Consider the following 25,611-nt stretch of genomic DNA (forward strand, 5'->3'; position numbering starts at 1 on the left):
GTTTTTTTGGCTCGCTACATCAAGTTTTGCGAAAAAAATGCTAAAATTAGAATGCTTATAGGTAGTAACTATAAAAATATAAAATAAGCATCATTTATTTTTAAAAGGAGAGCAAATGCTGATTATAAACATTCTGTTTATATTGTTTTTTGCTGTGCGTTTATTTAGTTTGAAAATATCAATTCAAAATGAGAAACGTTTAATTGAGAAACAAGCGGTACAATATGGTAAGAAAAATTCTATCTTACTTTCTATTGCACATATTGTTTTTTATTTATCAGCAATTTACGAAGCAAATACAACCGCTTATACTTTTGACAGTATTGCAGTAGTTGGATTTGTGATTTTATTTCTGGCTTATGTAGCGTTATTCTGGGTCATCAAAGCATTAGGCGAGATCTGGACTGTTAAACTTTATATTCTGCCAGAACATAAAATTAATACGAGTTTTTTGTTTAGAACAATTAGACATCCGAACTATTTTTTAAACATTATTCCTGAATTAATAGGGCTAGGCTTAATGTGTCACGCTTGGCATACACTCACTTTTGTATTGCCAGTTTATTTAGTCATATTAGGTGTACGGATTTATCAGGAAGAAAATGTGATGAACACTTTATTTACTCAAGCCAAGAGTAAATAATTTACCAATGAGGGAAACACAATGTCAGTTAAAACCGAAGTTTTATTTAGTAATCAATGGAACGTACGTGTAAGCGATCCGGGCTTTGAAGGATCATTAAGCCACTATTTTGAAAGCGTATTTTTAACACTTGAAGCAATTATTGAAGGTGGAAATGTACGTTATGAATTTATCCGTAAAGTTGAAGATGAAGTCAAAATTAAACGCAGTTTTACTGATGTAAATGAGCTCTTTGAGTTTTTAGGTGAGTACCTAAGCCCTATTGCATTAGGCAATGTAGGTATCCGCATTGGACAGCTAAATTTAGCCTAATTGATTTCCCCTCTTAATGAGGGGATTTATTTGCAAAAAATTATGCAAAAATAACCGCTTGTCGAGAGCTAATCTATGTCAAACCCTAATCCTCTTTTCCAACAAACTCAACCTTATTGGGACTTCTTACGTATTGAAAAGCAAGTCAGCCCTCATACGCTAAGTAACTATCAACGTCAATTATTAGCGGTAAGCGAGCTATTTACAAAAGCTGGAATTGAGCATTGGGAAGAGGTGGAAAGTTCTTCTGTTCGTTGGATGATAACGCAAAGTCATAAACAAGGGCTTGGAGCAAAAAGTATCGGTTTGCGATTAGTCGCCCTACGGCAATGGTATGTTTATCTTATTAAAATCGGGCGAATGTCAGCAAACCCAACGCTTGGCGTGAAGTCGCCAAAAGTGGGTAAACATTTACCGAAAAATATTGATGCCGAGCAAGTAGGGCAGTTGCTAGAAATTGAAAGCGATAAGCCGAATGATATTCGAGATTTAGCAATGATGGAACTAATGTATAGTTCTGGCTTACGATTATCAGAGCTACAGGGCTTAGATTTAGGCGATATGGATTTATCGGCAAAAGAGGTAAGAGTTCAGGGTAAAGGAAGCAAAGAACGTATTGTACCGATAGGCTCTAAAGCATTAAAGGCGATTTCTCGCTGGCTTGAGGTTAGACTTCAGTTTAAACCACAAGATAATGCGGTTTTTCTGAATAATCGAGGCGGGCGACTATCTAACCGTTCCATTCAACTTGTGATGCAAAAATGGGGAGAAAAGCAAGGGCTAGAAAGCCATTTACATCCGCATAAGTTACGCCACTCTTTTGCAACGCATATGCTCGAGGCGAGTGGCGATTTACGGGCAGTGCAGGAATTATTGGGGCATAGCAGTCTTTCAACAACACAAATTTACACCCACTTAGATTTTCAACATCTAGCTAAAATTTATGATTCGGCTCACCCAAGGGCAAGACGTAAAAAAGAAGATCAAGACTGAGCAGGCTCTGCTTTGAGCGTTTTCATTTTACAGAAAAAATACCAATATTGAATTACCACCACCACGGCTAATGCAATTTTCCCTGCAATGTGTGGCAAGGTAAGAAAAGCGATTAAAGTAAATGGGAAAGCAATCGCAAGAATAGTAATTTTTTGCTTCATTGTCATCGCACGTTTTTCATCATATTCTTGCAGATATTTTTTATATAATTTTGTTTGAATAAACCACAGGCGAACACGTTCTGAGCCTTTCGTGAAACAATATAAGGCTAATAATAAAAAAGGTGTGGTTGGCAACCCTGGCAAGATTGCACCTATAACACCTAATCCTACGCAAAGAAATCCCAAAATAATATAAATAACTTTCATTGATGCCCATAATTGATAATAAATCTCAATTATACTAAAGGAAGTTGATTTTAATTTCAACTTTTTATCTATAATGGATTTGATAGGCGATTTAGAATGTAAAAAAACCTGCTGATAATTATTTATCAACAGGCTTAAATAATGGCGGAGGAAGTGAGATTCGAACTCACGGAGGGCGTAAACCCTCGCCGGTTTTCAAGACCGGTGCCTTCAACCACTCGACCATTCCTCCGGATTGAAAACATTTAGAATTGTAATTTCTCTTAAAAGAGAAAATCTGCTGATAAGAATCAACAGATTATAAATTTGATGGCGGAGGAAGTGAGATTCGAACTCACGGAGGGCGTAAACCCTCGCCGGTTTTCAAGACCGGTGCCTTCAACCACTCGACCATTCCTCCGTTGAAAACGTGTGCAATAATAGAGATTATTGTGATAATCGTCAAGCAATAAATCTTAAAATCTGATTATTCGTTCTTTTTTTCAACATAAATTATTTCTTTATCAACCAAACACCACTTTCTACGTGATGTGTATAAGGGAATTGGTCAAATAATGCCGCTTTTTCAATACGATGCGTTTGGCATAACTGCTGTAAATTCTCTGCTAATGTATGCGGATTGCAAGAAATATAAAGAATACGTTCGTAAGCCTGTACCATATTTAACGTGTCTTGATCTAAACCAGCACGAGGAGGATCAACAAAAATAGTATTGCATTCATACTCTTTTAAATTGATACCTTTTAAGCGATAAAACTCACGTACACCATTCATTGCTTGGGTAAATTCTTCTGCAGACATTCGGATAATTTGTAGATTATCGATACCATTTTTTTCAATATTATATTGAGCCGATTGCACCGAAGATTTAGAAATCTCCGTTGCCAGCACTCTACGGAAATTTTCGGCTAATGCAATCGAGAAATTACCATTACCGCAGTAAAGCTCTAGTAAATCGCCTCGGCTGTTTTTAGTGCATTCTCTAGCCCATTCCAACATTTTGATATTCATTTCTGCATTCGGCTGGGTAAAGCTGTTTTCCACTTGGCGATAAATATAATTTTGACCGTTGATTGGCAGCACTTCCTCAACATAATCGCAATCAAGTGCGATTTTTTGTTTGGTTGCTCGCCCGATAATCTGAACTTTAAAGCCTTGCTTTTCTAAGCGAGATTTAAGCTGTTGAGCCTGTTCAATCCATTCCTCTGTGAGCTTTTTGTGATAAAGCAGGGAGACGGCAATTTCGCCGCTTAAGGTGCTTAAATAATCGACTTGGAATAATTTACGAGTAAGAAGCTCATTACCTTTTATTTCGGCTAAAAGCAATGGCATCATTTTATTGATGAGCTCGCTTGCAATCGGGAAACTATCGACTCGATAACGTTCTTTAGTTTGTTGGTTAAACATAATGTGGTAAAGATCGCCTTCATCGTGCCATACTCTAAATTCCGCACGCATACGAAAATGGCTCGGTTTAGATGCAAATACTTCAAGCGAAGGTGGGCTAAACGGGCTTAATAAAGCGGTCAAATTTTCGTTTTTTTTTGCAAGAAGATCAGAATATTGTTCGATAGGGAGTGTCATTTTTTACCACAAAATAGAATAAGGAAAAAACAAACCACGAATTACTTCGTGGTTTTAAACTAAATTATTCAGTTGCACTGAAATCGTCGCCAGCATCACTGCCAGCATTACCAGATAAGGTATAAATACGCTTTGTTTTAGTTGTAAGTGAGCGGTATTTTAACCACGCTTTTTCAATAATACTTTCTGCGATTTCTTCACCTTTCATTACGGCTACGAAGCGTTTTTCTTCTTGAGTTGCAGGTTCACGTTCGCCATTTTCTAGTGCTAAACAAGCTTGCCCAAATTGCTCTAATGTTTGTGATTCACGAATTGTGTAATCACCGTGGCGAGAGAAACCTCGTGGGTAATTTTTATCATCAAAAAAACGACGTGTTACGCTAAAACTATCTGCCATAATATGCCTCATTATATTATTTAAAATTGGGAAAAGAAAAATCGGGGTACATTAAAGCAAAAATTGAGAATAAATCAATAATTTAATACAAAAAGCGGTTAAATTTCCTTAATTTTTTGCAAATTGATTTAATAGTTATTCCATTTGTAAATAGTTAAGAAAAAATCACCGCTTGCTATGACTCAAGCGGTGAATATATTAACGTTCTATTTTTGAGCGAATAATCTCTATTAATTCTGAGATTTCTGGTGTTGGTGCAGCTTCTTGGTGCATAACCCAACGGAATAACTCAGGATCGGTATAGCTAAGCATTTGCACAAAAGCTTGTTGCTGGGTTTCATTAAGTTCGTCAAAATGATTTTTATAAAACGGCATAATCATTTTATCTAACTCACGCATACCTCGGCGGCATTCCCATTCCAATTTGAAGCGGTTGATTTCTGCCATTATTTTACCTCATTAATACGTAACTCTTTTGGCACTTCAAAGACGATATTCTCTTCATTACCAACAAGGGTTTCTACTTCAGTAACCCCTAACGTTTTTAAATGCGAAATTACCGATTGCACTAGTACTTCAGGGGCAGACGCTCCCGCTGTAATGCCGATTGTTTCCACACCATCTAACCAAGACGGATTAATATCTTCAGGGCCATCAATAAGTTGAGCCTTAACCCCCATTCGAGAAGCGAGTTCAGCTAAACGGTTAGAATTTGATGAATTTTTGGAACCGACCACTAAGACTAATTGAGATTGTTCTGCCAGTTCTCGCACTGCGTGTTGGCGGTTTGTGGTTGCATAGCAAATATCATTTTTGCGAGGCCCTTGAATAGCCGGATATTTCTCTTTTAACGCATCAATTACACCGATTGTGTCATCAATCGAGAGGGTGGTTTGCGTCATAAAGGTTAGCTCATCATTATTGGTAACAGGTAGATTTGCAATATCTTCTACCGACTCAATTAAGTAAATACCGCCTTCATTATTATTATATTGCCCCATAGTACCAATCACTTCAGGGTGTCCTTCGTGCCCGATTAAAATCGCTTTAGTACCTTTACGGCTGGCTCTTGCTACTTGCATATGTACTTTGGTAACAAGCGGGCAAGTTGCATCAAACACTTTTAAACCACGGTTTTTTGCTTCTTGACGAACTGCTTGTGATACACCGTGGGCAGAGAAGATCACTATGGCACCATCTGGCACTTCATCTAATTCTTCAACAAAAATTGCCCCTTTCGCTTTTAAGCCATCCACTACAAATTTATTATGGACGACTTCGTGGCGAACATAAATCGGGGCTCCGTGAATTTCTAAAGCTAATTCAACAATAGAGATTGCTCTATCTACACCCGCACAAAAACCACGAGGGTTTGCTAATAAAATTTTCATTTAATCACTCTTATTTTTCTTTTCTTTTTTGGCTACGAAGGCTTCTAAAATCAGTAAGCCTGCTCCCACACAAATAGCAATATCCGCAATATTAAATATTGGGTAGTGATAAATATCCCAATAAAAATGTAGAAAATCGACAACGTAGCCATTATAAGCTCTATCAATCGCATTACCTAAAGCACCACCAATAATTAGAGCATACGCAGAATTTTCTAATTTTTTAACCGCTTGATTTTTATATAAAGAAAAAATTAACGCAGCAGAAATAACAATCGCTAGCCCTAAGAAAAAATATTTTTGCCAACCGGAATGATCGGCTAAAAAACTAAATGCAGCACCATAATTACGGGCATAAGTTAGGTTGAAAATCGGTAAAAGATTAATGCTTTCGCCAAATTCAAAGTTTTGTACCACAATATATTTTGACCATAAGTCAGCAATAATAATAGCTAGGCTAAGCCATAGCCAAGTAAGACCTGTTTTTTTCATTTTGTCCTTTTAAATTAAACCGCATCTTCGTTTTCTTCGCCCGTACGAATACGGATAACACGCCCCACATCATAGACAAAAATTTTGCCGTCACCGATTTTGCCTGTTTGGGCAGTTTCCATAATCGCTTCAATACATTGCTCTTCGAGTTCATCTGGAATCACAATTTCAATTTTCACTTTTGGCAGAAAATCAATCGCATATTCTGCACCACGGTAAAGCTCGGTATGCCCTTTTTGTCTGCCGAAACCTTTAATTTCGGTAATACTCATTCCTGTAATACCAACATCAGTTAGGGCTTCACGCACATCATCAAGTTTGAAAGGTTTAATAATGGCTTCGATTTTTTTCATTTTGACAATTCCTATTTTTCACGGCGAGCCGATTTCGGTCGAAAGCTAGCACAAATATCAGCGTGAGTTTCGACATAAATATCACTTAAAAGTTGTAAACAATAAGGCACGGCACTGAAAATGCCTTTTACTAGCACCTTGCCGTTTTCATCTTTTACCCCTTCTAGTGTTTCTTTAATCGCTTTGGGTTGCCCTGGTAAATTTAAAATTAAAGAACTGTGTCGAATTACACCCACTTGGCGAGAGAGAATGGCGGTTGGAACAAAGTGAAGACTTACTTGTCGCATTTGTTCGCCAAACCCTGGCATTTCTCGATGAGCAACTGTAAGTGTGGCATCTGGGGTTACATCACGTTTAGCAGGCCCAGTGCCGCCTGTAGTTAAAACTAAGTGGCAAGCGTGAGTATCCACTAACTCAATTAAAGTCTGCTCAATCACGCTTTGTTCATCTGGAATTAATCTGGTTTCTACCTCAAACTCTTCCGTTAATGCCGCTTTTAGCCAAGCTTCTAATTCTGGAATACCTTGATCTTGATATACACCTTGCGAAGCTCGGTCTGACACCGAAACTAAGCCAATCTTTAATTTGTCTTTATTTAGTGGTTTACAAGCGGTCATTTTTCTCCACCTTTTTGCAATTCTTGTTTTTCTGCATCGCTTAAATTTGATAATGCCATATTCAAACTACGTTCAACTGTTGTTTTACGAGGGTCATTATCCGGTAGTAGTTTTAACATCACTCCCCAGGTCATCGCCGCCATTTTGAAATCTTCTTGTTCAAAAGAACGGAATGCTAATAGGCTAAGTGCATTAAAATTAGTGTGGTCTTGGCGGATAACCTCTTTTAATAATGCCTCACCTTGTTTTTTATCTTCTGGGGCTTCAGAAAATAATAATAACTGGGCGTGGCTAAGCTTATAGGTTAGGTTATCTGGTTTTAATTGTGCCGCTTTACTGAAAGCGTCGTGAGCTAATTGCCCATCATCTAATGCCATACCAACTTGCCCAAGCATATACCATTTTTGATCGTCTGCTGGGTTATTTTGTAGATCCACTCGCAATGCCATTGCAAATTGGTTCATATCTTCTGTTGAAAGTGGATTGGTATCTTCTGTTTTTAAACGCTCATAAAAGTAATCTAACTTTTGATGAGTCGTATTGAGCATTGAATTAGAAAACCAAGAGCCTACACTGCTATAAATCGCAAAACTAGCACCAGTAACTAAAATAATCAGAGAAACAAACCACGCTTTACCTAAATTTAAGTTTGAGCGAACGGTGGTATCTTGTTTAGTCTCTGGAATATCATCTAATAAACTTTGTTGTAGCTCTAATTTAGTCTGCTCGGGATCATCAATAACCCCTTCATTCGCCTCATTTTCGACTTCTTTTAAACGGTCGAAATAAAAGGCTTTATTTAAGTTGTCACGTTTAGTGTCATTGATTTGTTTATTTTTTTTCAGTAACGGGTAAAACGCTACAATAGAAACGATTAATGTAAGAAATATAATTGCTAGCCAGAAATTCATTTATCTTCCTTATTATTTAAAATTTGGTTAAGACGTTCTTGCTCGTCTTGATTTAAATTTTGTGTAGTATTTACAATATTTTGCGAAGAATTAACCGCTTGTGGTTTGGCTTTTTTTCTTCTTAATACAAGCCCAAAACCAAGAGTAATTAATAATAATGGCAATACCCATAATACAATAGTTGCAGGTGTCATTGGCGGATTATAGGTAACGAAATTGCCATAGCGTTCGATCATATAATCTACAACTTCCGATTTATTTTTCCCTTCTTTTAGGAGTTCTAGGGTTTTTGCTCGCATATCCGTTGAAATTGTCGCATTAGAGTCTGCGATATTGTTATTTTGACATTGCGGACAGCGTAGCTCTTGGATTAAAGCACGATAATCTGCCTCTTGCTGTGGGCTGTCAAACTGATTAATTTCAACAGGTGCAGATATAGCTATACTGCTAGCGAAAATAAAGAGTAAAGGAAATAATTTTTGCATTAGTTTTATCTCTATTTTAATTTTTCGTAAATTGGTTTAAGTACTTGGTTCCATACTTGATCATTCACATCGCCTGCGTGGCGGTAATGAATAATGCCATTACCATCAATAATAAAAGTTTCGGGGGCACCGTAAACACCGAGATCTAAACCTAAAGAGCCTTTCGGATCGAAGATGATTGCTTTATATGGATTACCATAGTTTGCCAAGAATTTCATCGCCTTTGGACGTTCATCTTTATAGTCAATCCCCACAATTTCAACACCTTGTTTTGCCAGTTGAGTTAAATATTCGTGCTCTGCATAACAAGTGGGGCACCAAGTTGCCCATACATTTAACAAACGAGGGGTACCTGTTTTGACAACATTTTCATTAATTTGCTGCTTTTCATCAATTAAAGACTCTAGGCTAAATGCAGGAATACTTTTGCCAATTAAAGCAGATTCTAGTCTTTTCGGGTCATCACCTTGTGAATTACGTGCAAGTTGAATCATAAATGCCACAGATAAAGCTAAAAAAATAATTAAAGGTAATATAAATTTTTTGTTCATTGGTAATACTCAATTTAGACCGATAATAGAATAGCTAGCTTACCAAAAAATCAGCAAATAAGCATTGATTAAAATAAAACATAGGCAAAATCCGTTACAACAATAACGGATTTTTAGAAAAAGCGTGCTATATCAATTATTTTCTTAATTTAACAGTTTCAATCGCATGATCTTGACCTTTAATTAAGATAAGGTTGGCTCGTTCTCGGCTTGGTAGAATATTTTTGCGTAAATTTAATCCATTAATCTCTTCCCATATCGTAGAAGCCGTTTCTATCGCTTCTTGTTCCGAAAGGCTTGCATAGTGATGGAAATATGAGTTTGGATCGGCAAAAGCACTGCGTCTAAATTTTAAAAAACGGTTGATATACCATTTCTTAAGTAATGACTCTTCTGCATCGACATAAATAGAAAAATCGACAAAATCAGATACAAAAACATTGTGCGGACTTGAAGGATAGTTCATTCCACTTTGTAAAACGTTAAGCCCTTCTAAAATTACAATATCAGGCTGATCTACAATATTAAATTGGTCTGGGATAATATCGTAAGTTAAGTGCGAGTAAATCGGGGCTTTTACATTGCGTTCACCCGATTTAATTTCAGAAACAAATCGAATTAAGCTATGAATGTCGTAGGATTCAGGAAATCCTTTTTTCTTAAGGAGATTTTTTTCTGTTAATGTGGAAAGCGGATATAAAAAACCATCTGTTGTAATTAAATCCACTTTTCGTTCATTTGGATAATGAGAGAGTAGTGCCTGCAAAATACGAGCAGAGGTACTTTTACCAACAGATACGCTTCCGGCAATGCTAATAATGTAAGGTACTTTTGGGGTTTCGATACCAAGAAAACGATGCAATACGGTCTGACGTTTTAAGTTCTCTTCTATATAGTATTGAATTAAACGGGCAAGTGGTAAATAAATTGTGCGTACTTCTTCTAATGAAAGCTCTTCATTAAAACCCAATAAAGGCTTTAGATCTTGTTCTGTTAGCTTTAATGGCACAGATTTACGTAAACCTGCCCATTGCTGGCGATCAAAGGTGAGAAAAGGAGTAATTTTTGGTTTTTTTTCTAGGCTCATTGCCAACATCTCAAATTTTTTGATAATTAATTTAATATCTTTATAAGAAAAGTGGAGTAGCAACTATACAATATAAAGTATCTCTATGTCGTATTTATTACGCCAAAAGTTATTATTTTTTATAAAAAATAGACATTTTGTATATTAAAAAATCGAAAGAACGCTTTTTTAATATTTTTTTAAAAAAACACTTGCACACAGTTAAAATTTCCCTATAATGCACATCACTTGCTTACGACACAGCAATGCCGACTTAGCTCAGTAGGTAGAGCAACTGACTTGTAATCAGTAGGTCACCAGTTCGATTCCGGTAGTCGGCACCATCATTGTCTAAACGTAAATGAGTATTCAAAAATATAATGTGGAGGGGTTCCCGAGCGGCCAAAGGGGGCAGACTGTAAATCTGTTGGCTCAGCCTTCGAAGGTTCGAATCCTTCTCCCTCCACCACTTCTTTATTTTGAATCGCGCAGGACAGACGAATTTAGAACAGCGGGCATCGTATAATGGCTATTACCTTAGCCTTCCAAGCTAATGATGCGGGTTCGATTCCCGCTGCCCGCTCCAAACGCTGATATAGCTCAGTTGGTAGAGCGCACCCTTGGTAAGGGTGAGGTCGGCGGTTCAAATCCGCCTATCAGCACCACTTTCATCTAAATTCTATCTTTCTTAACGCAAAAAATTATTGGTATTAATTTCTACATTATGGTTAATGGGTTCTTTTGTTCCATTGTAACCGTTTTTGTTTAAGAGGCTTTTAGAAAATGTCTAAAGAAAAATTTGAACGTACAAAACCGCACGTTAATGTGGGTACAATCGGCCACGTTGACCATGGTAAAACAACTTTAACAGCAGCAATTACAACTGTATTAGCAAAACACTACGGTGGTGCTGCTCGTGCATTCGACCAAATCGATAATGCACCAGAAGAAAAAGCGCGTGGTATTACTATCAATACTTCACACGTTGAATATGATACTCCAACTCGTCACTACGCACACGTTGACTGCCCGGGACACGCGGACTATGTTAAAAACATGATCACAGGTGCGGCACAAATGGACGGTGCTATCTTAGTAGTAGCAGCAACAGATGGTCCAATGCCACAAACTCGTGAGCACATCTTATTAGGTCGCCAAGTAGGTGTTCCTTACATTATCGTATTCTTAAACAAATGCGATATGGTAGATGACGAAGAGTTATTAGAATTAGTAGAAATGGAAGTTCGTGAACTTCTATCTCAATACGACTTCCCAGGTGATGATACACCAATCGTACGTGGTTCAGCGTTACAAGCGTTAAACGGCGTAGCAGAGTGGGAAGAAAAAATCATTGAATTAGCAGGTCACTTAGACTCTTACATTCCAGAGCCAGAGCGTGCGATTGATAAACCATTCTTATTACCAATCGAAGACGTATTCTCAATTTCAGGTCGTGGTACAGTAGTAACAGGTCGTGTTGAGCGTGGTATCATCCGTACTGGTGATGAAGTTGAAATCGTAGGTATCAAAGAAACTACGAAAACAACAGTAACTGGTGTAGAGATGTTCCGTAAATTATTAGACGAAGGTCGTGCGGGTGAAAACGTTGGTGCATTATTACGTGGTACAAAACGTGAAGAAATCGAACGTGGTCAAGTATTAGCGAAACCAGGTTCAATCACACCACACACAGACTTCGAATCAGAAGTTTACGTATTATCAAAAGAAGAAGGTGGTCGTCACACTCCATTCTTCAAAGGTTACCGTCCACAGTTCTACTTCCGTACAACAGACGTAACAGGTACAATCGAGTTACCAGAAGGTGTTGAGATGGTAATGCCAGGCGATAACATCAAAATGACAGTAAGCTTAATTCACCCAATCGCAATGGACGAAGGTTTACGTTTTGCGATTCGTGAAGGTGGTCGTACAGTAGGTGCTGGTGTTGTTGCTAAAATCATCAAATAATAGAACTACTTAGTTTATATTTGATAGCAATCAGCTATAGAAAAAGAGATATACCGAAAGGTGTATCTCTTTTTTGCTTAATGGACATATAGGGCAGTTTTTGTTCATTTTTCAAAGAGGGGGCTTAAAGCCTTGTAATATAAGGTATTAAGTCACTTTTTACCAACTATTTTGTCCTATACACCGCTTAATATCAGTTTGAATGCCCAAATGTTTTAGTGATCAAGCGGTTGTTTTTCTATTTAAATCTGCAAAATTTTTGAAAAAACAACCGCTTGTTATGTTAAGCAATTTTTATTGCTTTATATTGGCTTATTGGGTTAATAATGAATTCACGGGCTTTTATGATTTGTAATTCATATTTACCACTTTCAGCAGTGACAGACATTACATCATTTACGGCATTTGCGGTGTGTTCAAATGCTTCTATATCAGATTTCCCATTTAGTAAATTGGCTAAAAATACACCGCTAGTTAAGTCGCCAACACCTACAGGATCTTTCGCTTTAAATTCGTGTAATGGGCGACTAATATGCCAAATACCTGCTTGTGTTGCTAATACCATTTCAAACTTTGCAGGGTCTTGACCTACTTTGCTTAGGTGTTTTACTAAGACTCGTTTAGGACCTTTTGTTAGAATAAATTTAATTGCAGCAAGAGCCTGCTCAAAGTTCCCAACTTCTAAGCCAGTAAGCTCACGCAGTTCAACCAAATTCGGTGCAATAATATCAGCTTGTGCCATTGCTTGGTCTCGTAGAAACTCCGCTACACCATCAGCTACAATACAGCCCTTATCTGGATGTCCCATTACTGGATCACAGAAATAAATAGTATTAGGGTTTTTCGCTTTAATATTTGCGACTGCTTTTAAAATTTCATCGCCTTGTTCAGCAGCACCAATATAGCCTGATAATACGGCATCACATTCGTGTAAGGCATCAATTTCATCAATTCCTTGAGTAATTTCACCAATCTGCTCTTTCGGAATTACCATTCCTTTCCATTTTCCATATTGCGTGTGGTTAGAAAATTGCACAGTATTGAGTGCCCAAGTATCAACGCCAAGCAACTGCATTGGGAACACTGCTGCTTTATTCCCAGCGTAACCATAGACAACGTGAGATTGGATAGATAGCACATTTTTCATTCGTTCACTCCAGATAGGTGTAAAAAAATTGTTATTTTTTAATCAGTTAGGTAAGGCGAGGGTTGCAGATAGTTAAAAAATCTCTATAATTCAGCCCGTTGTTTTCGCAACGTTCAATTTGCCGACTTAGCTCAGTAGGTAGAGCAACTGACTTGTAATCAGTAGGTCACCAGTTCGATTCCGGTAGTCGGCACCATTTCTAGTGTTTATTTTTATCTTTTAGCTTATCAACTGATTTAAAGTAAAACGGCAAGATTTTGCAAAGTTTTACAAAAATCTTACCGCTTGTTTTAAGTGATATAACTGTTATACGTAACCGTAGTTCATTAAGCGTTGATAACGGCGTTCTAACAATTCTTCTTTATTTAGTTGCTCTAACTCAACTAAATCATCAATGATTCGTTGTTTTAAGCTTTGTGCAATTTGCTCAACATTACGATGTGCTCCACCTAGTGGTTCTGGCACGATGTTATCAATTAGCTCTAATTCTTTTAGGCGAGGAGCGGTTAAACCCATTACCTCTGCTGCTGTTGAAGCTTTCTCAGCACTTTTCCATAAAATAGAAGCACAGCCTTCAGGCGAGATCACAGAATAGGTCGAGTACTGTAACATATTGACTTTATCGCCTACACCGATAGCTAATGCACCACCAGAGCCACCTTCACCGATAACGGTACAGATAACAGGTACCGAAAGTTGTGACATTTCACGTAAGTTACGAGCAATCGCTTCAGATTGACCACGTTCTTCCGCTCCAATGCCCGGGTAGGCTCCTGGTGTATCAATAAACGTAATAATTGGCATATTAAAACGCTCAGCCATTTCCATTAAGCGTAGGGCTTTGCGATAACCTTCTGGTGCTGGCATACCGAAATTACGTTTAACTTTATCTTTTACAGTGCGACCTTTCTGGTGGCCGATAACCATTACAGGACGACCGTCAAGGCGAGCAATACCGCCAACAATCGCTTTATCATCAGCGAATGCACGATCGCCTGCCAATTCGTCAAATTCTGTAAAGATATGCTCAATATAATCTAGTGTGTAAGGGCGGTTTGGGTGGCGAGCCATACGTGAAATTTGCCAAGCATCTAAGTTGGCAAAGGTTTTTTTAGTTAATTCTTCGCTTTTCTTTTTTAAACGATTAATTTCATCATCAAGGTCAATTTTATCATCTTGCTGGCTAACCGCTCTTAAAGACTCAATTTTCGCTTCAAGTTCAGCGATTGGTAATTCAAAATCTAAAAATTCTTGGTTCATTGTTGTTTCCTTTTTATGGGCAAAACTGTTGGGCATTATCGCTTATCAGTTCTTTATTGTCCATTTTCAATTACATTAAATTGACCCATCGTACCTCTATCACGTAGCATAAAATCACTTACACCGAAGGTAAAAGGGTATTGCTCGCTGGAGGTATTATCAAAACGCACAAGAATGGTAACTTCTTGTTTTGCCTCTAACCAAACTGTATCTCGCCAAGCGAGTTGTTTAATTGGATAAGGCTTTCTGTTTTGGGTTTCAATGATAAATTTTGCACCTTGTAACGTAAATCCAACCGCTTGTTCGCTTCTAAGGTACCAGCGTTCTACACTGCCTTTTTCAGCCGTAAAATCAATACGTTTCGGGTCGAATCGCTTTTTATTAATTAAATAATCTAACGGGCTAATATTAAAAAGACGTTCTTGATTAATTTTTAAATTAAACTCGTTTAAGTTAAATTCCGGCAAGCTAGGTTTGGTATTTAACACAGCCGCCATACCTTCAGGGCGGAGTTCTAAAATTACATTGTCGGCTAATTCATCATCACTTGAGAAAATCTGCCCGATTTTGTAAAAAATATCTCTTTTTTGACCGCTTATTAATGAAATGGTTTTACCTTCGCTTAAATCAATCAATAGCTCTACACGCTCACTTGGTGCAAGGCGGATAGATTCCATTTCCAAAGGCTCAGCTAACATTCCTAAACCTGTTGCAATTAAATGAAGGGGTTGTTTGTTATCTAGCCTTAAATCATAAGTTCGTGAAAGCGAAGCATTGACTAAGCGTAATCTTATCCAACCTCGAGGTACATTTAGGTAAGGGGATTCTTGTCCATTAACAAATAAGCGTTTGCCTAGAAATTGTGGGGCATTCTTATCTAAAACTTGCACTCCGTCTTTGTTTAGAAGTTGGTCCTGCAAAATTAAGGGGATGTCATTAACACCATATTTATTTGGTAAATCTGTTTTTCGGCTTTGTGCATCTTCAATTAGCCAAAAACCGACTAATCCACGATAGATTTGAAAAGCAGAATTTAACATTGTATCTGCGTGATACCAGCAACTACACGCTTTTTGATTAATAGAGACAATCGGAGACCAACTACTTTTAGGTTCAAGCACTCTATGCACAGAACCTATCATCTCGCTTGAGGCTTGTAAGCCTTGAATATTCATTGAGATTTTTTGCGGTAGATTATTCAAATAGGTTAATCGAACAAAATCCCCTGATTTGACACGTACTGTTGGGGCTAAATACTGCCCATTTACACCCCAAACATCGACTAATTTTCCTTTGTCGAATTGTGTTTGAGCGGGACGCAAATCTAAACGAACAGGTCTGCCTCGCCCAATATCCATTAAAGGTGGGATTTTAAGGGCTGGACGTTCTGCCGCTAGAGCGGTTTGAGGTAGAGAATATAATGCAGTAGCTAAAGCAGAACCTTTTAATAATTGGCGTCTGGTTAAGTTTTTTTCCATAGCAATCACAGGTAAGAAAACTAAGTGTTTTGAGTGTTGTCTAGCTGAGCAACTTCTTGGTTTAGCTGTTCAAACTTCGCTTGCATAATGTTATGGCATTTTTCTATTAGCTCTTTCACGTTTTCACGAGAATAATTTGATGTATCAATAGGCTCTAACATTTCGCAAATAACAGTACCGTTATGGCGACGATTTAAATCTACTTTATTATGCAGATCAGAACAGACAACTGGTACGATCGGAACACCTGCAGATATAGCTAAATGGAAGGCTCCAGTTTTGAATGGTAATAGTCCACGACCTCTACTCCTTGTGCCTTCAGGGAACATCCAAATAGATACTTTGCGTTCTTTTACAATATCACCCACTTTATTCATTGTTTCAATCGCACTTGAACGTTTTTCACGGTGAATAAAAATATTACCTGTTGCCCAATACACTAGACCAAAAAAAGGAATCCAGATAAGGCTTTTCTTACCAATGCTTACAGTATTTTCTGCAACCATTGAAGAAATAGTAACCATATCATAATTGTTTTGATGGTTACCAATATAGATAACAGGGTAGTTAATTTCAGGCTTTTTACGGGTAATCAGTTTTAAACCGACTAAAGTGTGTAATGAACCAAACCAGCGTGCGACAACCCCCACACTACTTGGATGACGTAAACGAACTAGAGCGTAAAATGTACCTACAATCGAAATTAAAATAGCGGCAAGAGCGACTAAAAAAATACGGAAAATTTTTAACATAATAGTGAATGACCTTAAAAATGAGATGTCTATGAGTATAGCAAAATCAAGCTACTTTCTAAAGGTTATGGTGATTAAATTGAGAGGTTCCTTATTTTGCAAAAAATCGTTATATTTAAACCGCTTGTAATTACTTAGCATAAGGAGAACACAATGGGTAACGTAACATTAGCAGGAAATCCAATCGACGTTTCTGGTACATTTCCTCAAAAAGGTGATGTGGTGTCTGATTTTACATTAGTAAATACCGATTTAGGTGAGGTATCACTATCAGATTTTGCAGGCAAACGTAAAGTATTAAATATTTTTCCAAGTATTGATACGGGTATTTGTGCAACATCTGTACGTGTATTTAATCAAAAAGCCGCTAATTTAGAAAATACGGTTGTATTATGTATTTCAGCAGACTTGCCTTTTGCTCAAGCTCGTTTTTGTGGGGCAGAAGGCATTGAGAATGTAACATCGTTATCAACATTCCGCCATCATCAGCTACATTCCACACTGGGTGTTGATATTAGCTCAGGCTCGTTAGCAGCTTTAACAGCACGAGCAGTTATTGTATTAGATGAGAATAACAGGGTATTACATAGCGAATTGGTGCCTGAAATCAAACAAGAACCTGATTATGAGAGTGCATTAGCTGTGTTATAAAAAGGCAGTGAAAATCACAAATGAGTTAAAAAGGCAGCGAAAGGCTGCCTTAGTTATATTTATGCGAAAGGTTGTAATTCAGGATTGATTGGTGTTTCTGCAATATTGTTTACGTAGTTGCAAAGGGTTGCCAAACTTACCCCTAAAATGACATCAATGGCATTTTATTGGTTATAACCTGCAGCAAAAAACTCGTTTAATTGTGCTTCGGTTAATTTTGCTTTTTGTAGCATTACTGCCAGTGTAAAACGAACTAATGTGTCTAATTTGGGGTTAGAATCAATGCGAGCCGTAGCACGTAAAGCGTTTACAACTTCATCTGGCATTTTTAATAATTTTAATGCGATTTTGGTATGGCCCGCCACACAGAAACCACAACCATTAACAACTGCAGCGGTAATTTGCACCACTTCACGCTCTTCAGCCGTTAAGCTATTACGCCCATTAATACCGCCTACAGTACGGTAGGTTTCTAATGCGGTTGGTGCATTCGCTAAGACACCAATTAAGTTAGGAATAAAACCATTATTAGCTTGTTGAACCGCTTTCAGAGCATCTTTAGCCGCCTCTGGTGCTGATTCAATCGTATGAATTTGAAATTTAGACATAAATCGTTCCTTATTAAATGAATGTAAAACTATCATAAAGAAAACTATTTGCCCCAACAAATTAAAAAAGACTATTTGGTATAACTAAAAGATATTAAAAAAGGGGTATAGTTTCCTATACCCCTAAATAATCTAGCTTTAAAATTATTCTTCGGCATCTTCTTTCGCCCATTCTAATGAACGGCGAACGGCTTTTTTCCAACCTTTATAACGTCTTGCTCGTTTTTCTTGATCACCATCTGGTGTAAAGGTTTGTTCAATTTCCGCTTTATCTTTAAGTTCATCTAAATCTTTCCAGAAACCGACTGCTAACCCTGCGAGATAAGCTGCACCTAAAGCAGTAACTTCTTTAACTAGCGGACGTTCAACTTTAGTATCTAAAATATCAGCTTGGAACTGCATTAAGAAATTATTAGCGGTAGCTCCGCCATCAACACGTAATGATTGTAATTTTGCACCTGAGTCCGATTGCATTGCTTCTAATACATCACGAGTTTGATATGCGATAGATTCAAGTGTTGCACGTACAATATGATTGCGATTTGCACCTCGAGATAAGCCAAAGATTGCACCACGTGCATACGGATCCCAATATGGTGCACCTAAGCCAGTAAAGGCTGGTACAACATATACACCATTACAATCTGGGACTTTGGTTGCAAAATATTCACTATCAAAACTATCGTGAACAATTTTTAGCTCATCACGTAACCACTGAATGGATGCACCTGCAATAAAGACTGAACCCTCTAAAGCATATTCAGGCTCACCCTTCGCATTACACGCAATAGTAGTTAATAAACCATTTTGTGATTGGATTGCCGTTTTACCCGTGTGCATCAACATAAAGCAACCAGTACCATAGGTGTTTTTTGCTTGTCCTTCATTTACGCATAGGTGTCCGTAAAGTGCAGCTTGTTGATCGCCAGCAATCCCTGCAACAGGAATACGCACACCGCCTTGACCACCGATATTGGTTTGCCCATAAACCTCAGAAGAGTTCTTCACTTCAGGTAACATTGAACGAGGAATGTTGAGTAATTCCAACATTTTGTCATCCCATTGTTTAGTGTGAATGTTAAATAACATCGTACGAGAAGCATTGGTGTAATCAGTTACGTGTACTCGCCCTTGGGTTAATTTCCAAACTAACCAAGTATCGACCGTACCAAATAATAGCTCACCACGTTCGGCTTTTTCTCTTGCTCCTTCCACATTATCTAAGATCCATTTTACTTTTGTGCCAGAGAAGTAAGGATCGACAACTAAACCTGTCGTTTTACGAATATAATCTTCGTGCCCTTCGGCTTTTAATTTATCGGTAATATCGGAGGTTCGGCGACATTGCCACACAATGGCATTATAAATAGGTTTACCGGTTTCTTTTTCCCACACAATGGTCGTTTCACGTTGGTTGGTAATCCCAATCGCTGCAATGCTATCAGGTTTAATGCCTGCTTTTGCGACCACTTCATTTAAGGTAGAACTTTGTGTTGCCCAAATTTCCATTGGATTATGCTCTACCCAACCAGCTTTTGGATAAATCTGTGTAAATTCTCGCTGTGCGACTTCTACAACATTCGCATCGTGATCTAATAAAACTGCTCGAGAGCTTGTAGTACCTTGGTCTAATGCAATGATGTATTTTTTATCAGACATAATAAATCCCCTTAAACTGTTTGGTTTTGTAATATGTAAATCACTCAACATATATAGGTTTTTTGAGCGTAAACAAACAAATTGCGTTTAAAAATTAATCCATTTAATCCATAATGAAAATGTATATTTTTAAAAATTGTGATGTTTATCACAAATTTTTTAATTATTTTATTAAATTTGTGATCAAACTAACATTTTTAAGAAAAAATAAACAAATTATCTTGAATAATTTATTAGGTGCAGATCATAATGCACTTGCTTAATTAAACAACAAATTAATTAAGTAACAAAATTATTAATATTGAGTGAGAACAAACGAATTGCCCGCTTGATGATTATCTTTTTCTAATTTAGATAATTATCATTTCATTCAATAATAATAAGGAGAGTTACTTATGAACGCTTATCTAGCAGAATTCTTAGGTACGATTATTTTAGTATTAATGGGTAATGGGGTTGTGGCTAATGTTTGTTTGAATAAAACAAAAGGGCAAAACTCAGGTTGGATTGTTATCACAACAGCGTGGGCTTTTGCAGTATATGTTGCTGTTGTTATTGCAGGCCCCTATAGTGGAGCCCATTTCAACCCTGCAGTAACTATTGGGTTAGCCGTTAGAGGTGCTTTTGATTGGTCTATGGTTATAGGCTATATTGGTGCACAAATGCTAGGTGGGATGATTGGTGCATTTCTCGTTTACCTTTCTTATAAAGATCATTTTGCGGCAACTGAAGATGCGGGTTCAAAACGAGCTTGTTTCTGTACAGAGCCTGCAATTAGAAATTATCCAAATAATTTCATCAGTGAAGTAATCGCAACATTCGTTCTACTATTTGTTATTTTCTATATCACAGGAGCTGATATTACGCTTCCTGGTACTACTGAATCGACACCTATCGGCTTAGGTTCTGTTGGTGCTATTCCGGTTGCGATTTTAATTTGGGCATTAGGTTTAAGTTTAGGTGGTACTACAGGCTATGCACTTAATCCTGCTCGTGATCTTGGGCCTCGTTTAACGCTAGGTTTGTTCTTAGGTAAAAAATTAAATACTCCTGCAGATTGGGCTTATAGTTGGGTGCCAGTTTTAGGTCCTATTACAGGTGGGGTATTAGCCGCAATACTTTATAATATTATTATGTAAGTAAACTTTAATTAAAAAGAACTCAATAAAATAGCCTTAATCTAAAAATTGAGTTCTTTTTAATATCTTTATCTCATTATTTTTATCACTTATTGATCCATTCTATCTTTAAATTATTTATTTTTTAATTCTTAACAAACGTGAGTAAATAATTTTATTTTGTAAAATTAATAGAAAAAATAACCGCTTTCTTATAGTAAATATATTAAACAAGATTTTGCCTCACAATAATTGTGAGCAATATCACAAAATCAGAACATTGTTTTTGAAAAATATTGAGCGAAAACGCTCATTTTACTAAAATATGGTTGTTTTCTTTTACTTTATTTTATTATTGTGGGGGAGTGTGCTATGCCTATATCACCTCAAATCTACCAAAATTATCAAAATGTTGGTGATTTCTCACCTATTTCAACAGATGTCATTATTATCGGTGGCGGTGTAACAGGAGCTGGAATTGCTCGAGACTGTGCATTGCGTGGGCTTAAATGTGTGTTATTAGAACGCCGTGATATTGCCACGGGGGCAACTGGGCGTAATCACGGTTTATTGCATAGTGGCGGACGTTATGCGGTAAATGATCAAGAGTCTGCCCGTGAATGTATTGAAGAAAATATGATCCTTAAGCGTATTGCTCATCACTGTATTGAAGATACCAAAGGACTATTTATCACCCTACCTGAAGATGACTTAAATTATCAAAAAACCTTTATTGAATCTTGTACTGCATCTGGCATTGAAGCAGTGGCCATTGAACCTGATTTAGCCAGACGGCTGGAACCTTCTGTTAATCCTGAACTAATTGGTGCGGTAGTGGTACCTGACGGTACAGTCGATCCTTTTCGCTTAACTGCCGCTAATATGTTAGATGCAACGGAAAACGGTGCACAGATTTTTACCTACTGTGAAGTGAAAGGGTTAATTCGAGAGGGGGAGCGAGTGATCGGAACAAAAGTTTACGATCATAAAAACCACGTAGAACGCCAATTCTTTGCACCAATCGTCGTGAATGCAGGCGGTATTTGGGGGCAAGGAATTGCAGAATATGCTGACCTAAAAATTAGAATGTTCCCGGCAAAAGGAGCCTTGCTGATTATGGGGCATCGTATTAATAACCTTGTGATTAACCGCTGCCGCAAACCGGCTGATGCCGATATCCTTGTCCCAGGTGATACTATTTGCGTGATTGGCACTACTTCAAGCCGTATTCCTTACGATCAAATAGATAATATGGAAGTGACCCCGGAAGAGGTTGATATTCTTTTCCGTGAAGGCGAAAAATTAGCCCCAAGTTTACGTCATACCCGTGTGTTACGAGCTTATGCGGGAGTACGCCCTCTGGTTGCCACAGATGATGATCCATCTGGACGAAATGTTAGCCGCGGTATTGTCTTGTTAGATCACGCTGAACGTGATGGCTTAGATGGCTTTATTACCATTACAGGCGGTAAGTTAATGACTTATCGCTTAATGGCTGAATGGGCAACCGACCTTGTTTGCAAAAAACTGAATAAATCCGACCGCTGTGTAACAGCTGACCGCCCACTACCAGGCTCGACTGAAAATAAAACGGAAACGAGCAAAAAACTTATTTCATTGCCTAATACAATTCGCCACTCAACAGTTTATCGCCACGGTTCTCGAGCAACACGATTATTGGAAAATGAGCGACTTGACCGCACTTTAGTATGTGAATGTGAAGCGGTAACAGCAGGCGAAATACGTTATGCCGTTGAAGAGTTAAACGTAAATAACCTTGTTGATTTACGTCGCCGAACCAGAGTTGGAATGGGAACCTGCCAAGCAGAACTCTGTGCTTGCCGAGCTGCTGGTTTAATGAATCGCTTTAATGTGGCGACCCCTGCTCAGTCCACCACCCAACTTTCTGCTTTTATGGAAGAGCGTTGGCGTGGCATTGAGCCTATTTTATGGGGGGATGCAATGCGAGAGGCAGAATTTACCAGTTGGATTTATTACAGCTTACTTGGTTTAAATGATGTTCAGCCGCAAGCTGCAGAGGGGGTAAATAACAATGAATTTTGATGTTGTCATTATCGGCGGAGGCATTGCCGGTCTTACTTGCGGTATCGCCTTACAAGAAAAGGGTAAACGTTGTGCCATCATTAATAATGGGCAGGCGGCGATGGAATTTGCTTCAGGTTCATTTGATTTACTTGGCAAGCTACCAAGCGGTCAAATTGTACAAGAATTTTGCAAAGCATTTCCTCAACTGCAAGCTCAAGCTCCTGAACACCCTTATAGTTTACTTGGGGCTGAACAAGTATTAGCGAAAGCACAACAGTTTGAACAACTTGCCATCTCATTAAATTTAGGTTTAGTTGGTTCTGTGCTTGCAAATCATAAGCGGGTTACTCCTCTTGGCGGTTTAAGAGAAACCTGGCTTTCGCCAAATAGTGTGCCGACTATTAAATATAATGAGGCTTTTGCGTTTGATAATATTGCTATTCTAGGTATTGAAGGCTACCACGATTTTCAACCTCATATGCTGGCAGAGAATTTAAAACAAAACCCTGAATTCAAACATTGCCAAATCCATACTGATTTTCTAAAAATTCCTGAGTTGGATTATTTACGTGAGCATAGTCGTGAATTTAGAAGTGTTAATATTGCCCAGTTGCTAGAACATAAACTCTCTTTCCGTAGCTTAGTGAAAGAAATCAAGCAAGCTGCAGGTAGTGCAAAGGCGGTGTTCCTTCCGGCGTGTTTTGGCTTAGATGATCAAGAGTTTTTTGAAATCTTAAAAAATGCAACGGGCTTAGCATTATTTGAACTGCCGACTTTGCCTCCTTCACTATTAGGCATTCGCCAACGTAAACAGCTTCGTAATCGTTTTGAACAGCTTGGCGGTATTATGATGAATGGCGATCGAGCAATAAAAGCGGAATTTGAGGATAGTCGTGTAACTGAAATCTATACCCAAACTCACGAAGAAATGGCAATTAGTGCGAAAAATTTTGTGCTTGCCTCAGGCAGCTTCTTTAGTAACGGGTTGATTGCTGAGTTTGATCGGATTTATGAGCCTGTTTTTGGAGTAGATATTTTAAACTGTAAAATGTTTGATAAAAATGATCGCTTGTCGTGGACGGCACAACGTTTTGCCACACCACAACCTTATCAATCAGCAGGGGTTAGCATTAATAAACAATACCAAGTGAGTAAAGAAGGAACATTCCTAACCAATTTATATGCAATTGGTAGTGTAATTGGCGGTTATAACGGTATTGAATTAGGCTGTGGTTCGGGTGTAGCAGTCGTAACGGCTTTAACCGTAGCAGAATTAATTGGGGGTGAGCTATGAATATTATGGAATTAATAGACAGTGCAAAACAAAATATGCAATCTCCAGTAAAACATCAACATTTTGATCCTAGCTTTGAAAGTTGCATTAAATGCACTGCTTGCACGGCGGTTTGCCCTGTTTCTCGTAATAATCCATTTTACCCAGGCCCGAAACAAGCCGGTCCTGATGGCGAACGATTACGCTTAAAAAGCCCAGATTTCTACGATGAAGCCTTAAAATATTGCACAAATTGTAAACGTTGTGAAATTGCCTGTCCGTCAGATGTAAAAATTGGCGATATTATTGTACGAGCAAGAAATCAGCATTTAACGCAACAAAATAAACCATTAATGCTGAAATTGCGTGATGCAATTTTAAGTAATACCGATATTATGGGCGCAATGAACACACCATTAGCCCCAATAGTGAATACCATTACAAGCTTAAAAGCAACACGTTTTATATTGGAAAAAACAATTAAAGTTAGTCAGCATCGTAGCCTACCAAAATATTCATTTGGTTCCTTCCGCCAATGGTATAAACGCAATGTCGCTGAACGTCAGGCATTATACAAAGAGAAAGTAGCCTATTATCACGGTTGTTATGTTAATTACAACAATCCGCAATTAGGAAAAGAACTCATTGACGTGATGAATGCACTCAATATTGGGGTTGTGTTACTAGAGAAAGAGAAATGTTGCGGCCTGCCGCTGATGGTAAATAGTTTCCCAAATCGGGCAGAAAGCGTGGCTAAATTCAACCAAGCACAGTTAGAGAAAGTTGTTGAAGAGCGTAAACTCGAAGTTATCGGCACCTCTTCAAGTTGTACCGCCAATATTCGTGATGAATATGCACACGTATTAGGGATAGAAAATACTGAAGTACGTTCTCATATTGCATTTGCGACACGCTATCTCTATAAATTGATGATTGAAGAAAAACGAACATTACCTCTTCGACCATTAAAATTACGGGTTGCTTACCACACAGCTTGCCACGTAGATAAAGCCGGTTGGGCTCCTTACACCCTTGAAGTGCTACGTCAAATTCCAAACTTGGAAATTGTTATGTTACCGTCTCAATGTTGCGGTATTGCAGGCACCTACGGTTTTAAAGCGGAAAACTATGAAACCTCGCAAGCAATAGGTAAAACGTTATTTGAGCGGATTGATGAGGGTAACTTTGATTACATTATTTCCGAATGTGAAACTTGTAAGTGGCAAATTGATATGTCCACCAACAAAACCTGCATTCACCCAATTACATTACTCTCAATGGCATTAGCAACGGTGCACTAAATAAACTTGTACTCCTTCAAACTAAAAAGAGAGCAACAAGCGGTTATTTTTAGCAAAAATTTTGCAAATATCGCTTTAGCTCTCTTAATTTTCTCTAACCATAACATTTCTCTTTTCTTGCCTTATTTTAGACAGTTTATTTAATCAAGGCTAAAATAGCCTTAATAATACTTACAGGCTATTTTAT

Annotated in this window: 26 protein-coding genes, 7 tRNA genes and 1 pseudogene; 14 read left to right on the plus strand and 20 right to left on the minus strand. The window is 37.9% G+C overall.

What is annotated here, in order from left to right; genetic code table 11:
- The first annotated feature begins 115 nt into the window (after positions 1-115).
- From PTQ27_RS02110 to xerC, 3 genes are all read left to right on the plus strand, one after another.
- Positions 116-643, plus strand: a complete 528-nt coding sequence (locus PTQ27_RS02110) for an isoprenylcysteine carboxyl methyltransferase family protein (protein ID WP_273749461.1) — start codon at positions 116-118, stop codon at positions 641-643.
- A 21-nt stretch (positions 644-664) separates the two neighbouring features.
- Positions 665-955: a DUF5377 family protein gene (locus tag PTQ27_RS02115; protein WP_273749462.1), complete on the plus strand. Its 291-nt coding sequence runs from the start codon at positions 665-667 to the stop codon at positions 953-955.
- Between the two features lie 75 nt (positions 956-1,030).
- The gene (gene xerC / locus PTQ27_RS02120) at positions 1,031-1,948 is read left to right on the plus strand and encodes a tyrosine recombinase XerC (RefSeq protein ID WP_273749463.1); all 918 of its coding nucleotides are present in this window, start codon (positions 1,031-1,033) and stop codon (positions 1,946-1,948) included.
- Here xerC and PTQ27_RS02125 read toward each other — a convergent pair.
- From PTQ27_RS02125 to coaA, 14 genes are all read right to left on the minus strand, one after another.
- Positions 1,939-2,316: a YbaN family protein gene (locus PTQ27_RS02125; protein ID WP_273749464.1), complete on the minus strand. Its 378-nt coding sequence runs from the start codon at positions 2,314-2,316 to the stop codon at positions 1,939-1,941. The genes xerC and PTQ27_RS02125 overlap by 10 nt on opposite strands.
- A gap of 142 nt (positions 2,317-2,458) precedes the next feature.
- Positions 2,459-2,548 (minus strand) — tRNA-Ser (locus tag PTQ27_RS02130).
- Between the two features lie 78 nt (positions 2,549-2,626).
- A tRNA-Ser gene (locus PTQ27_RS02135) sits at positions 2,627-2,716 on the minus strand.
- A gap of 92 nt (positions 2,717-2,808) precedes the next feature.
- Positions 2,809-3,900, minus strand: coding sequence for a tRNA (uridine(54)-C5)-methyltransferase TrmA (gene trmA / locus PTQ27_RS02140; RefSeq protein ID WP_273749465.1), 1,092 nt, complete (start codon positions 3,898-3,900; stop codon positions 2,809-2,811).
- 64 nt (positions 3,901-3,964) lie between these two features.
- Positions 3,965-4,297 carry a MaoP family protein gene (locus tag PTQ27_RS02145; protein ID WP_273749466.1) on the minus strand — a complete coding sequence of 111 codons (333 nt, stop codon included), beginning with the start codon at positions 4,295-4,297 and terminating at the stop codon, positions 3,965-3,967.
- Between the two features lie 198 nt (positions 4,298-4,495).
- Complete coding sequence (locus PTQ27_RS02150; protein ID WP_273749467.1) at positions 4,496-4,744, minus strand: FAD assembly factor SdhE; 249 nt, start codon at positions 4,742-4,744, stop codon at positions 4,496-4,498.
- Positions 4,744-5,688, minus strand: a complete 945-nt coding sequence (gene ispH, locus PTQ27_RS02155; protein WP_273749468.1) for a 4-hydroxy-3-methylbut-2-enyl diphosphate reductase — start codon at positions 5,686-5,688, stop codon at positions 4,744-4,746. The genes PTQ27_RS02150 and ispH overlap by 1 nt, the downstream gene beginning before the upstream one ends.
- Positions 5,689-6,180: a signal peptidase II gene (gene lspA / locus PTQ27_RS02160; protein WP_273749469.1), complete on the minus strand. Its 492-nt coding sequence runs from the start codon at positions 6,178-6,180 to the stop codon at positions 5,689-5,691.
- 14 nt (positions 6,181-6,194) lie between these two features.
- Positions 6,195-6,533, minus strand: coding sequence for a nitrogen regulatory protein P-II (gene glnB / locus PTQ27_RS02165; RefSeq protein ID WP_273749470.1), 339 nt, complete (start codon positions 6,531-6,533; stop codon positions 6,195-6,197).
- A gap of 11 nt (positions 6,534-6,544) precedes the next feature.
- Positions 6,545-7,150 carry a molybdopterin adenylyltransferase gene (mog, locus tag PTQ27_RS02170; RefSeq protein ID WP_273749471.1) on the minus strand — a complete coding sequence of 202 codons (606 nt, stop codon included), beginning with the start codon at positions 7,148-7,150 and terminating at the stop codon, positions 6,545-6,547.
- Complete coding sequence (gene ccmI / locus PTQ27_RS02175) at positions 7,147-8,061, minus strand: c-type cytochrome biogenesis protein CcmI (RefSeq protein WP_273749472.1); 915 nt, start codon at positions 8,059-8,061, stop codon at positions 7,147-7,149. Before ccmI ends, mog begins: the two co-directional genes overlap by 4 nt.
- Positions 8,058-8,546: a cytochrome c-type biogenesis protein gene (locus PTQ27_RS02180; protein WP_273749473.1), complete on the minus strand. Its 489-nt coding sequence runs from the start codon at positions 8,544-8,546 to the stop codon at positions 8,058-8,060. Before PTQ27_RS02180 ends, ccmI begins: the two co-directional genes overlap by 4 nt.
- An 11-nt stretch (positions 8,547-8,557) precedes the next feature.
- Positions 8,558-9,097: a DsbE family thiol:disulfide interchange protein gene (locus tag PTQ27_RS02185; RefSeq protein WP_273749474.1), complete on the minus strand. Its 540-nt coding sequence runs from the start codon at positions 9,095-9,097 to the stop codon at positions 8,558-8,560.
- 136 nt (positions 9,098-9,233) lie between these two features.
- Positions 9,234-10,184: a type I pantothenate kinase gene (gene coaA, locus PTQ27_RS02190; RefSeq protein ID WP_273749475.1), complete on the minus strand. Its 951-nt coding sequence runs from the start codon at positions 10,182-10,184 to the stop codon at positions 9,234-9,236.
- 247 nt (positions 10,185-10,431) lie between these two features.
- On the opposite strand from coaA, the gene PTQ27_RS02195 reads away from it, so the two are divergent.
- The 5 genes from PTQ27_RS02195 to tuf all read left to right on the plus strand — a co-directional run bounded on the left by PTQ27_RS02195 (position 10,432) and on the right by tuf (position 12,131).
- Positions 10,432-10,507: transfer RNA gene (locus PTQ27_RS02195), tRNA-Thr, on the plus strand.
- A gap of 40 nt (positions 10,508-10,547) precedes the next feature.
- Positions 10,548-10,632: transfer RNA gene (locus tag PTQ27_RS02200), tRNA-Tyr, on the plus strand.
- Between the two features lie 42 nt (positions 10,633-10,674).
- A tRNA-Gly gene (locus PTQ27_RS02205) sits at positions 10,675-10,749 on the plus strand.
- Between the two features lie 3 nt (positions 10,750-10,752).
- A tRNA-Thr gene (locus PTQ27_RS02210) sits at positions 10,753-10,828 on the plus strand.
- A 118-nt stretch (positions 10,829-10,946) separates the two neighbouring features.
- The gene (gene tuf / locus PTQ27_RS02215; RefSeq protein ID WP_273771105.1) at positions 10,947-12,131 is read left to right on the plus strand and encodes an elongation factor Tu; all 1,185 of its coding nucleotides are present in this window, start codon (positions 10,947-10,949) and stop codon (positions 12,129-12,131) included.
- A 283-nt stretch (positions 12,132-12,414) separates the two neighbouring features.
- On the opposite strand, the gene pdxY is transcribed toward tuf, so the two are convergent.
- Complete coding sequence (gene pdxY, locus PTQ27_RS02220) at positions 12,415-13,278, minus strand: pyridoxal kinase PdxY (protein ID WP_273749680.1); 864 nt, start codon at positions 13,276-13,278, stop codon at positions 12,415-12,417.
- A 120-nt stretch (positions 13,279-13,398) separates the two neighbouring features.
- Here pdxY and PTQ27_RS02225 point away from each other — a divergent pair.
- Positions 13,399-13,474: transfer RNA gene (locus tag PTQ27_RS02225), tRNA-Thr, on the plus strand.
- Between the two features lie 110 nt (positions 13,475-13,584).
- On the opposite strand, the gene accA is transcribed toward PTQ27_RS02225, so the two are convergent.
- The 3 genes from accA to PTQ27_RS02240 are packed head-to-tail and all read right to left on the minus strand — an operon-like array spanning position 13,585 to position 16,768.
- Positions 13,585-14,538: an acetyl-CoA carboxylase carboxyl transferase subunit alpha gene (gene accA / locus PTQ27_RS02230; protein WP_273749679.1), complete on the minus strand. Its 954-nt coding sequence runs from the start codon at positions 14,536-14,538 to the stop codon at positions 13,585-13,587.
- A gap of 53 nt (positions 14,539-14,591) precedes the next feature.
- Positions 14,592-16,016, minus strand: coding sequence for a multicopper oxidase domain-containing protein (locus PTQ27_RS02235; protein ID WP_273749678.1), 1,425 nt, complete (start codon positions 16,014-16,016; stop codon positions 14,592-14,594).
- Between the two features lie 20 nt (positions 16,017-16,036).
- A complete protein-coding gene (locus PTQ27_RS02240; RefSeq protein WP_273749677.1) occupies positions 16,037-16,768 on the minus strand; it encodes a 1-acylglycerol-3-phosphate O-acyltransferase in 732 nt (243 codons plus the stop codon).
- A gap of 153 nt (positions 16,769-16,921) precedes the next feature.
- Here PTQ27_RS02240 and tpx point away from each other — a divergent pair, with 153 nt between their 5' ends.
- Complete coding sequence (gene tpx / locus PTQ27_RS02245; RefSeq protein WP_273749676.1) at positions 16,922-17,419, plus strand: thiol peroxidase; 498 nt, start codon at positions 16,922-16,924, stop codon at positions 17,417-17,419.
- 59 nt (positions 17,420-17,478) lie between these two features.
- On the opposite strand, the pseudogene PTQ27_RS02250 reads toward tpx, so the two are convergent.
- Both PTQ27_RS02250 and glpK read right to left on the minus strand, forming a co-directional pair.
- Positions 17,479-18,027, minus strand: a pseudogene (locus PTQ27_RS02250) (carboxymuconolactone decarboxylase family protein).
- A 144-nt stretch (positions 18,028-18,171) separates the two neighbouring features.
- Complete coding sequence (gene glpK, locus PTQ27_RS02255; protein WP_273749675.1) at positions 18,172-19,686, minus strand: glycerol kinase GlpK; 1,515 nt, start codon at positions 19,684-19,686, stop codon at positions 18,172-18,174.
- A 395-nt stretch (positions 19,687-20,081) separates the two neighbouring features.
- Here glpK and PTQ27_RS02260 point away from each other — a divergent pair, with 395 nt between their 5' ends.
- The 4 genes from PTQ27_RS02260 to glpC all read left to right on the plus strand — a co-directional run bounded on the left by PTQ27_RS02260 (position 20,082) and on the right by glpC (position 25,424).
- Positions 20,082-20,825: an MIP/aquaporin family protein gene (locus PTQ27_RS02260; protein ID WP_273749674.1), complete on the plus strand. Its 744-nt coding sequence runs from the start codon at positions 20,082-20,084 to the stop codon at positions 20,823-20,825.
- Between the two features lie 351 nt (positions 20,826-21,176).
- Positions 21,177-22,868, plus strand: coding sequence for an anaerobic glycerol-3-phosphate dehydrogenase subunit A (glpA, locus tag PTQ27_RS02265; RefSeq protein WP_273749673.1), 1,692 nt, complete (start codon positions 21,177-21,179; stop codon positions 22,866-22,868).
- Positions 22,858-24,144 (plus strand): glycerol-3-phosphate dehydrogenase subunit GlpB, encoded by a 1,287-nt coding sequence (gene glpB / locus PTQ27_RS02270; protein ID WP_273749672.1) that lies wholly within the window; start codon positions 22,858-22,860, stop codon positions 24,142-24,144. Before glpA ends, glpB begins: the two co-directional genes overlap by 11 nt.
- Positions 24,141-25,424, plus strand: coding sequence for an anaerobic glycerol-3-phosphate dehydrogenase subunit GlpC (gene glpC, locus PTQ27_RS02275; protein ID WP_273749671.1), 1,284 nt, complete (start codon positions 24,141-24,143; stop codon positions 25,422-25,424). Before glpB ends, glpC begins: the two co-directional genes overlap by 4 nt.
- Positions 25,425-25,611: the final 187 nt, after the last annotated feature.

It is taken from the genome of Mannheimia cairinae (assembly GCF_028649535.1).
In the GTDB taxonomy this organism is placed as follows: Bacteria; Pseudomonadota; Gammaproteobacteria; order Enterobacterales; family Pasteurellaceae; genus Mannheimia; species Mannheimia cairinae.

Bases quoted from the DNA above. Each gene is read 5' to 3' on its own strand.
- PTQ27_RS02110 (WP_273749461.1), top strand. From the start codon at position 116: ATGCTGATTATAAACATTCTGTTTATATTGTTTTTTGCTGTGCGTTTA.
- PTQ27_RS02115 (WP_273749462.1), top strand. From the start codon at position 665: ATGTCAGTTAAAACCGAAGTTTTATTTAGTAATCAATGGAACGTACGT.
- xerC (WP_273749463.1), top strand. From the start codon at position 1,031: ATGTCAAACCCTAATCCTCTTTTCCAACAAACTCAACCTTATTGGGAC.
- PTQ27_RS02125 (WP_273749464.1), bottom strand. From the start codon at position 2,316: ATGAAAGTTATTTATATTATTTTGGGATTTCTTTGCGTAGGATTAGGT.
- trmA (WP_273749465.1), bottom strand. From the start codon at position 3,900: ATGACACTCCCTATCGAACAATATTCTGATCTTCTTGCAAAAAAAAAC.
- PTQ27_RS02145 (WP_273749466.1), bottom strand. From the start codon at position 4,297: ATGGCAGATAGTTTTAGCGTAACACGTCGTTTTTTTGATGATAAAAAT.
- PTQ27_RS02150 (WP_273749467.1), bottom strand. From the start codon at position 4,744: ATGGCAGAAATCAACCGCTTCAAATTGGAATGGGAATGCCGCCGAGGT.
- ispH (WP_273749468.1), bottom strand. From the start codon at position 5,688: ATGAAAATTTTATTAGCAAACCCTCGTGGTTTTTGTGCGGGTGTAGAT.
- lspA (WP_273749469.1), bottom strand. From the start codon at position 6,180: ATGAAAAAAACAGGTCTTACTTGGCTATGGCTTAGCCTAGCTATTATT.
- glnB (WP_273749470.1), bottom strand. From the start codon at position 6,533: ATGAAAAAAATCGAAGCCATTATTAAACCTTTCAAACTTGATGATGTG.
- mog (WP_273749471.1), bottom strand. From the start codon at position 7,150: ATGACCGCTTGTAAACCACTAAATAAAGACAAATTAAAGATTGGCTTA.
- ccmI (WP_273749472.1), bottom strand. From the start codon at position 8,061: ATGAATTTCTGGCTAGCAATTATATTTCTTACATTAATCGTTTCTATT.
- PTQ27_RS02180 (WP_273749473.1), bottom strand. From the start codon at position 8,546: ATGCAAAAATTATTTCCTTTACTCTTTATTTTCGCTAGCAGTATAGCT.
- PTQ27_RS02185 (WP_273749474.1), bottom strand. From the start codon at position 9,097: ATGAACAAAAAATTTATATTACCTTTAATTATTTTTTTAGCTTTATCT.
- coaA (WP_273749475.1), bottom strand. From the start codon at position 10,184: ATGAGCCTAGAAAAAAAACCAAAAATTACTCCTTTTCTCACCTTTGAT.
- tuf (WP_273771105.1), top strand. From the start codon at position 10,947: ATGTCTAAAGAAAAATTTGAACGTACAAAACCGCACGTTAATGTGGGT.
- pdxY (WP_273749680.1), bottom strand. From the start codon at position 13,278: ATGAAAAATGTGCTATCTATCCAATCTCACGTTGTCTATGGTTACGCT.
- accA (WP_273749679.1), bottom strand. From the start codon at position 14,538: ATGAACCAAGAATTTTTAGATTTTGAATTACCAATCGCTGAACTTGAA.
- PTQ27_RS02235 (WP_273749678.1), bottom strand. From the start codon at position 16,016: ATGGAAAAAAACTTAACCAGACGCCAATTATTAAAAGGTTCTGCTTTA.
- PTQ27_RS02240 (WP_273749677.1), bottom strand. From the start codon at position 16,768: ATGTTAAAAATTTTCCGTATTTTTTTAGTCGCTCTTGCCGCTATTTTA.
- tpx (WP_273749676.1), top strand. From the start codon at position 16,922: ATGGGTAACGTAACATTAGCAGGAAATCCAATCGACGTTTCTGGTACA.
- glpK (WP_273749675.1), bottom strand. From the start codon at position 19,686: ATGTCTGATAAAAAATACATCATTGCATTAGACCAAGGTACTACAAGC.
- PTQ27_RS02260 (WP_273749674.1), top strand. From the start codon at position 20,082: ATGAACGCTTATCTAGCAGAATTCTTAGGTACGATTATTTTAGTATTA.
- glpA (WP_273749673.1), top strand. From the start codon at position 21,177: ATGCCTATATCACCTCAAATCTACCAAAATTATCAAAATGTTGGTGAT.
- glpB (WP_273749672.1), top strand. From the start codon at position 22,858: ATGAATTTTGATGTTGTCATTATCGGCGGAGGCATTGCCGGTCTTACT.
- glpC (WP_273749671.1), top strand. From the start codon at position 24,141: ATGAATATTATGGAATTAATAGACAGTGCAAAACAAAATATGCAATCT.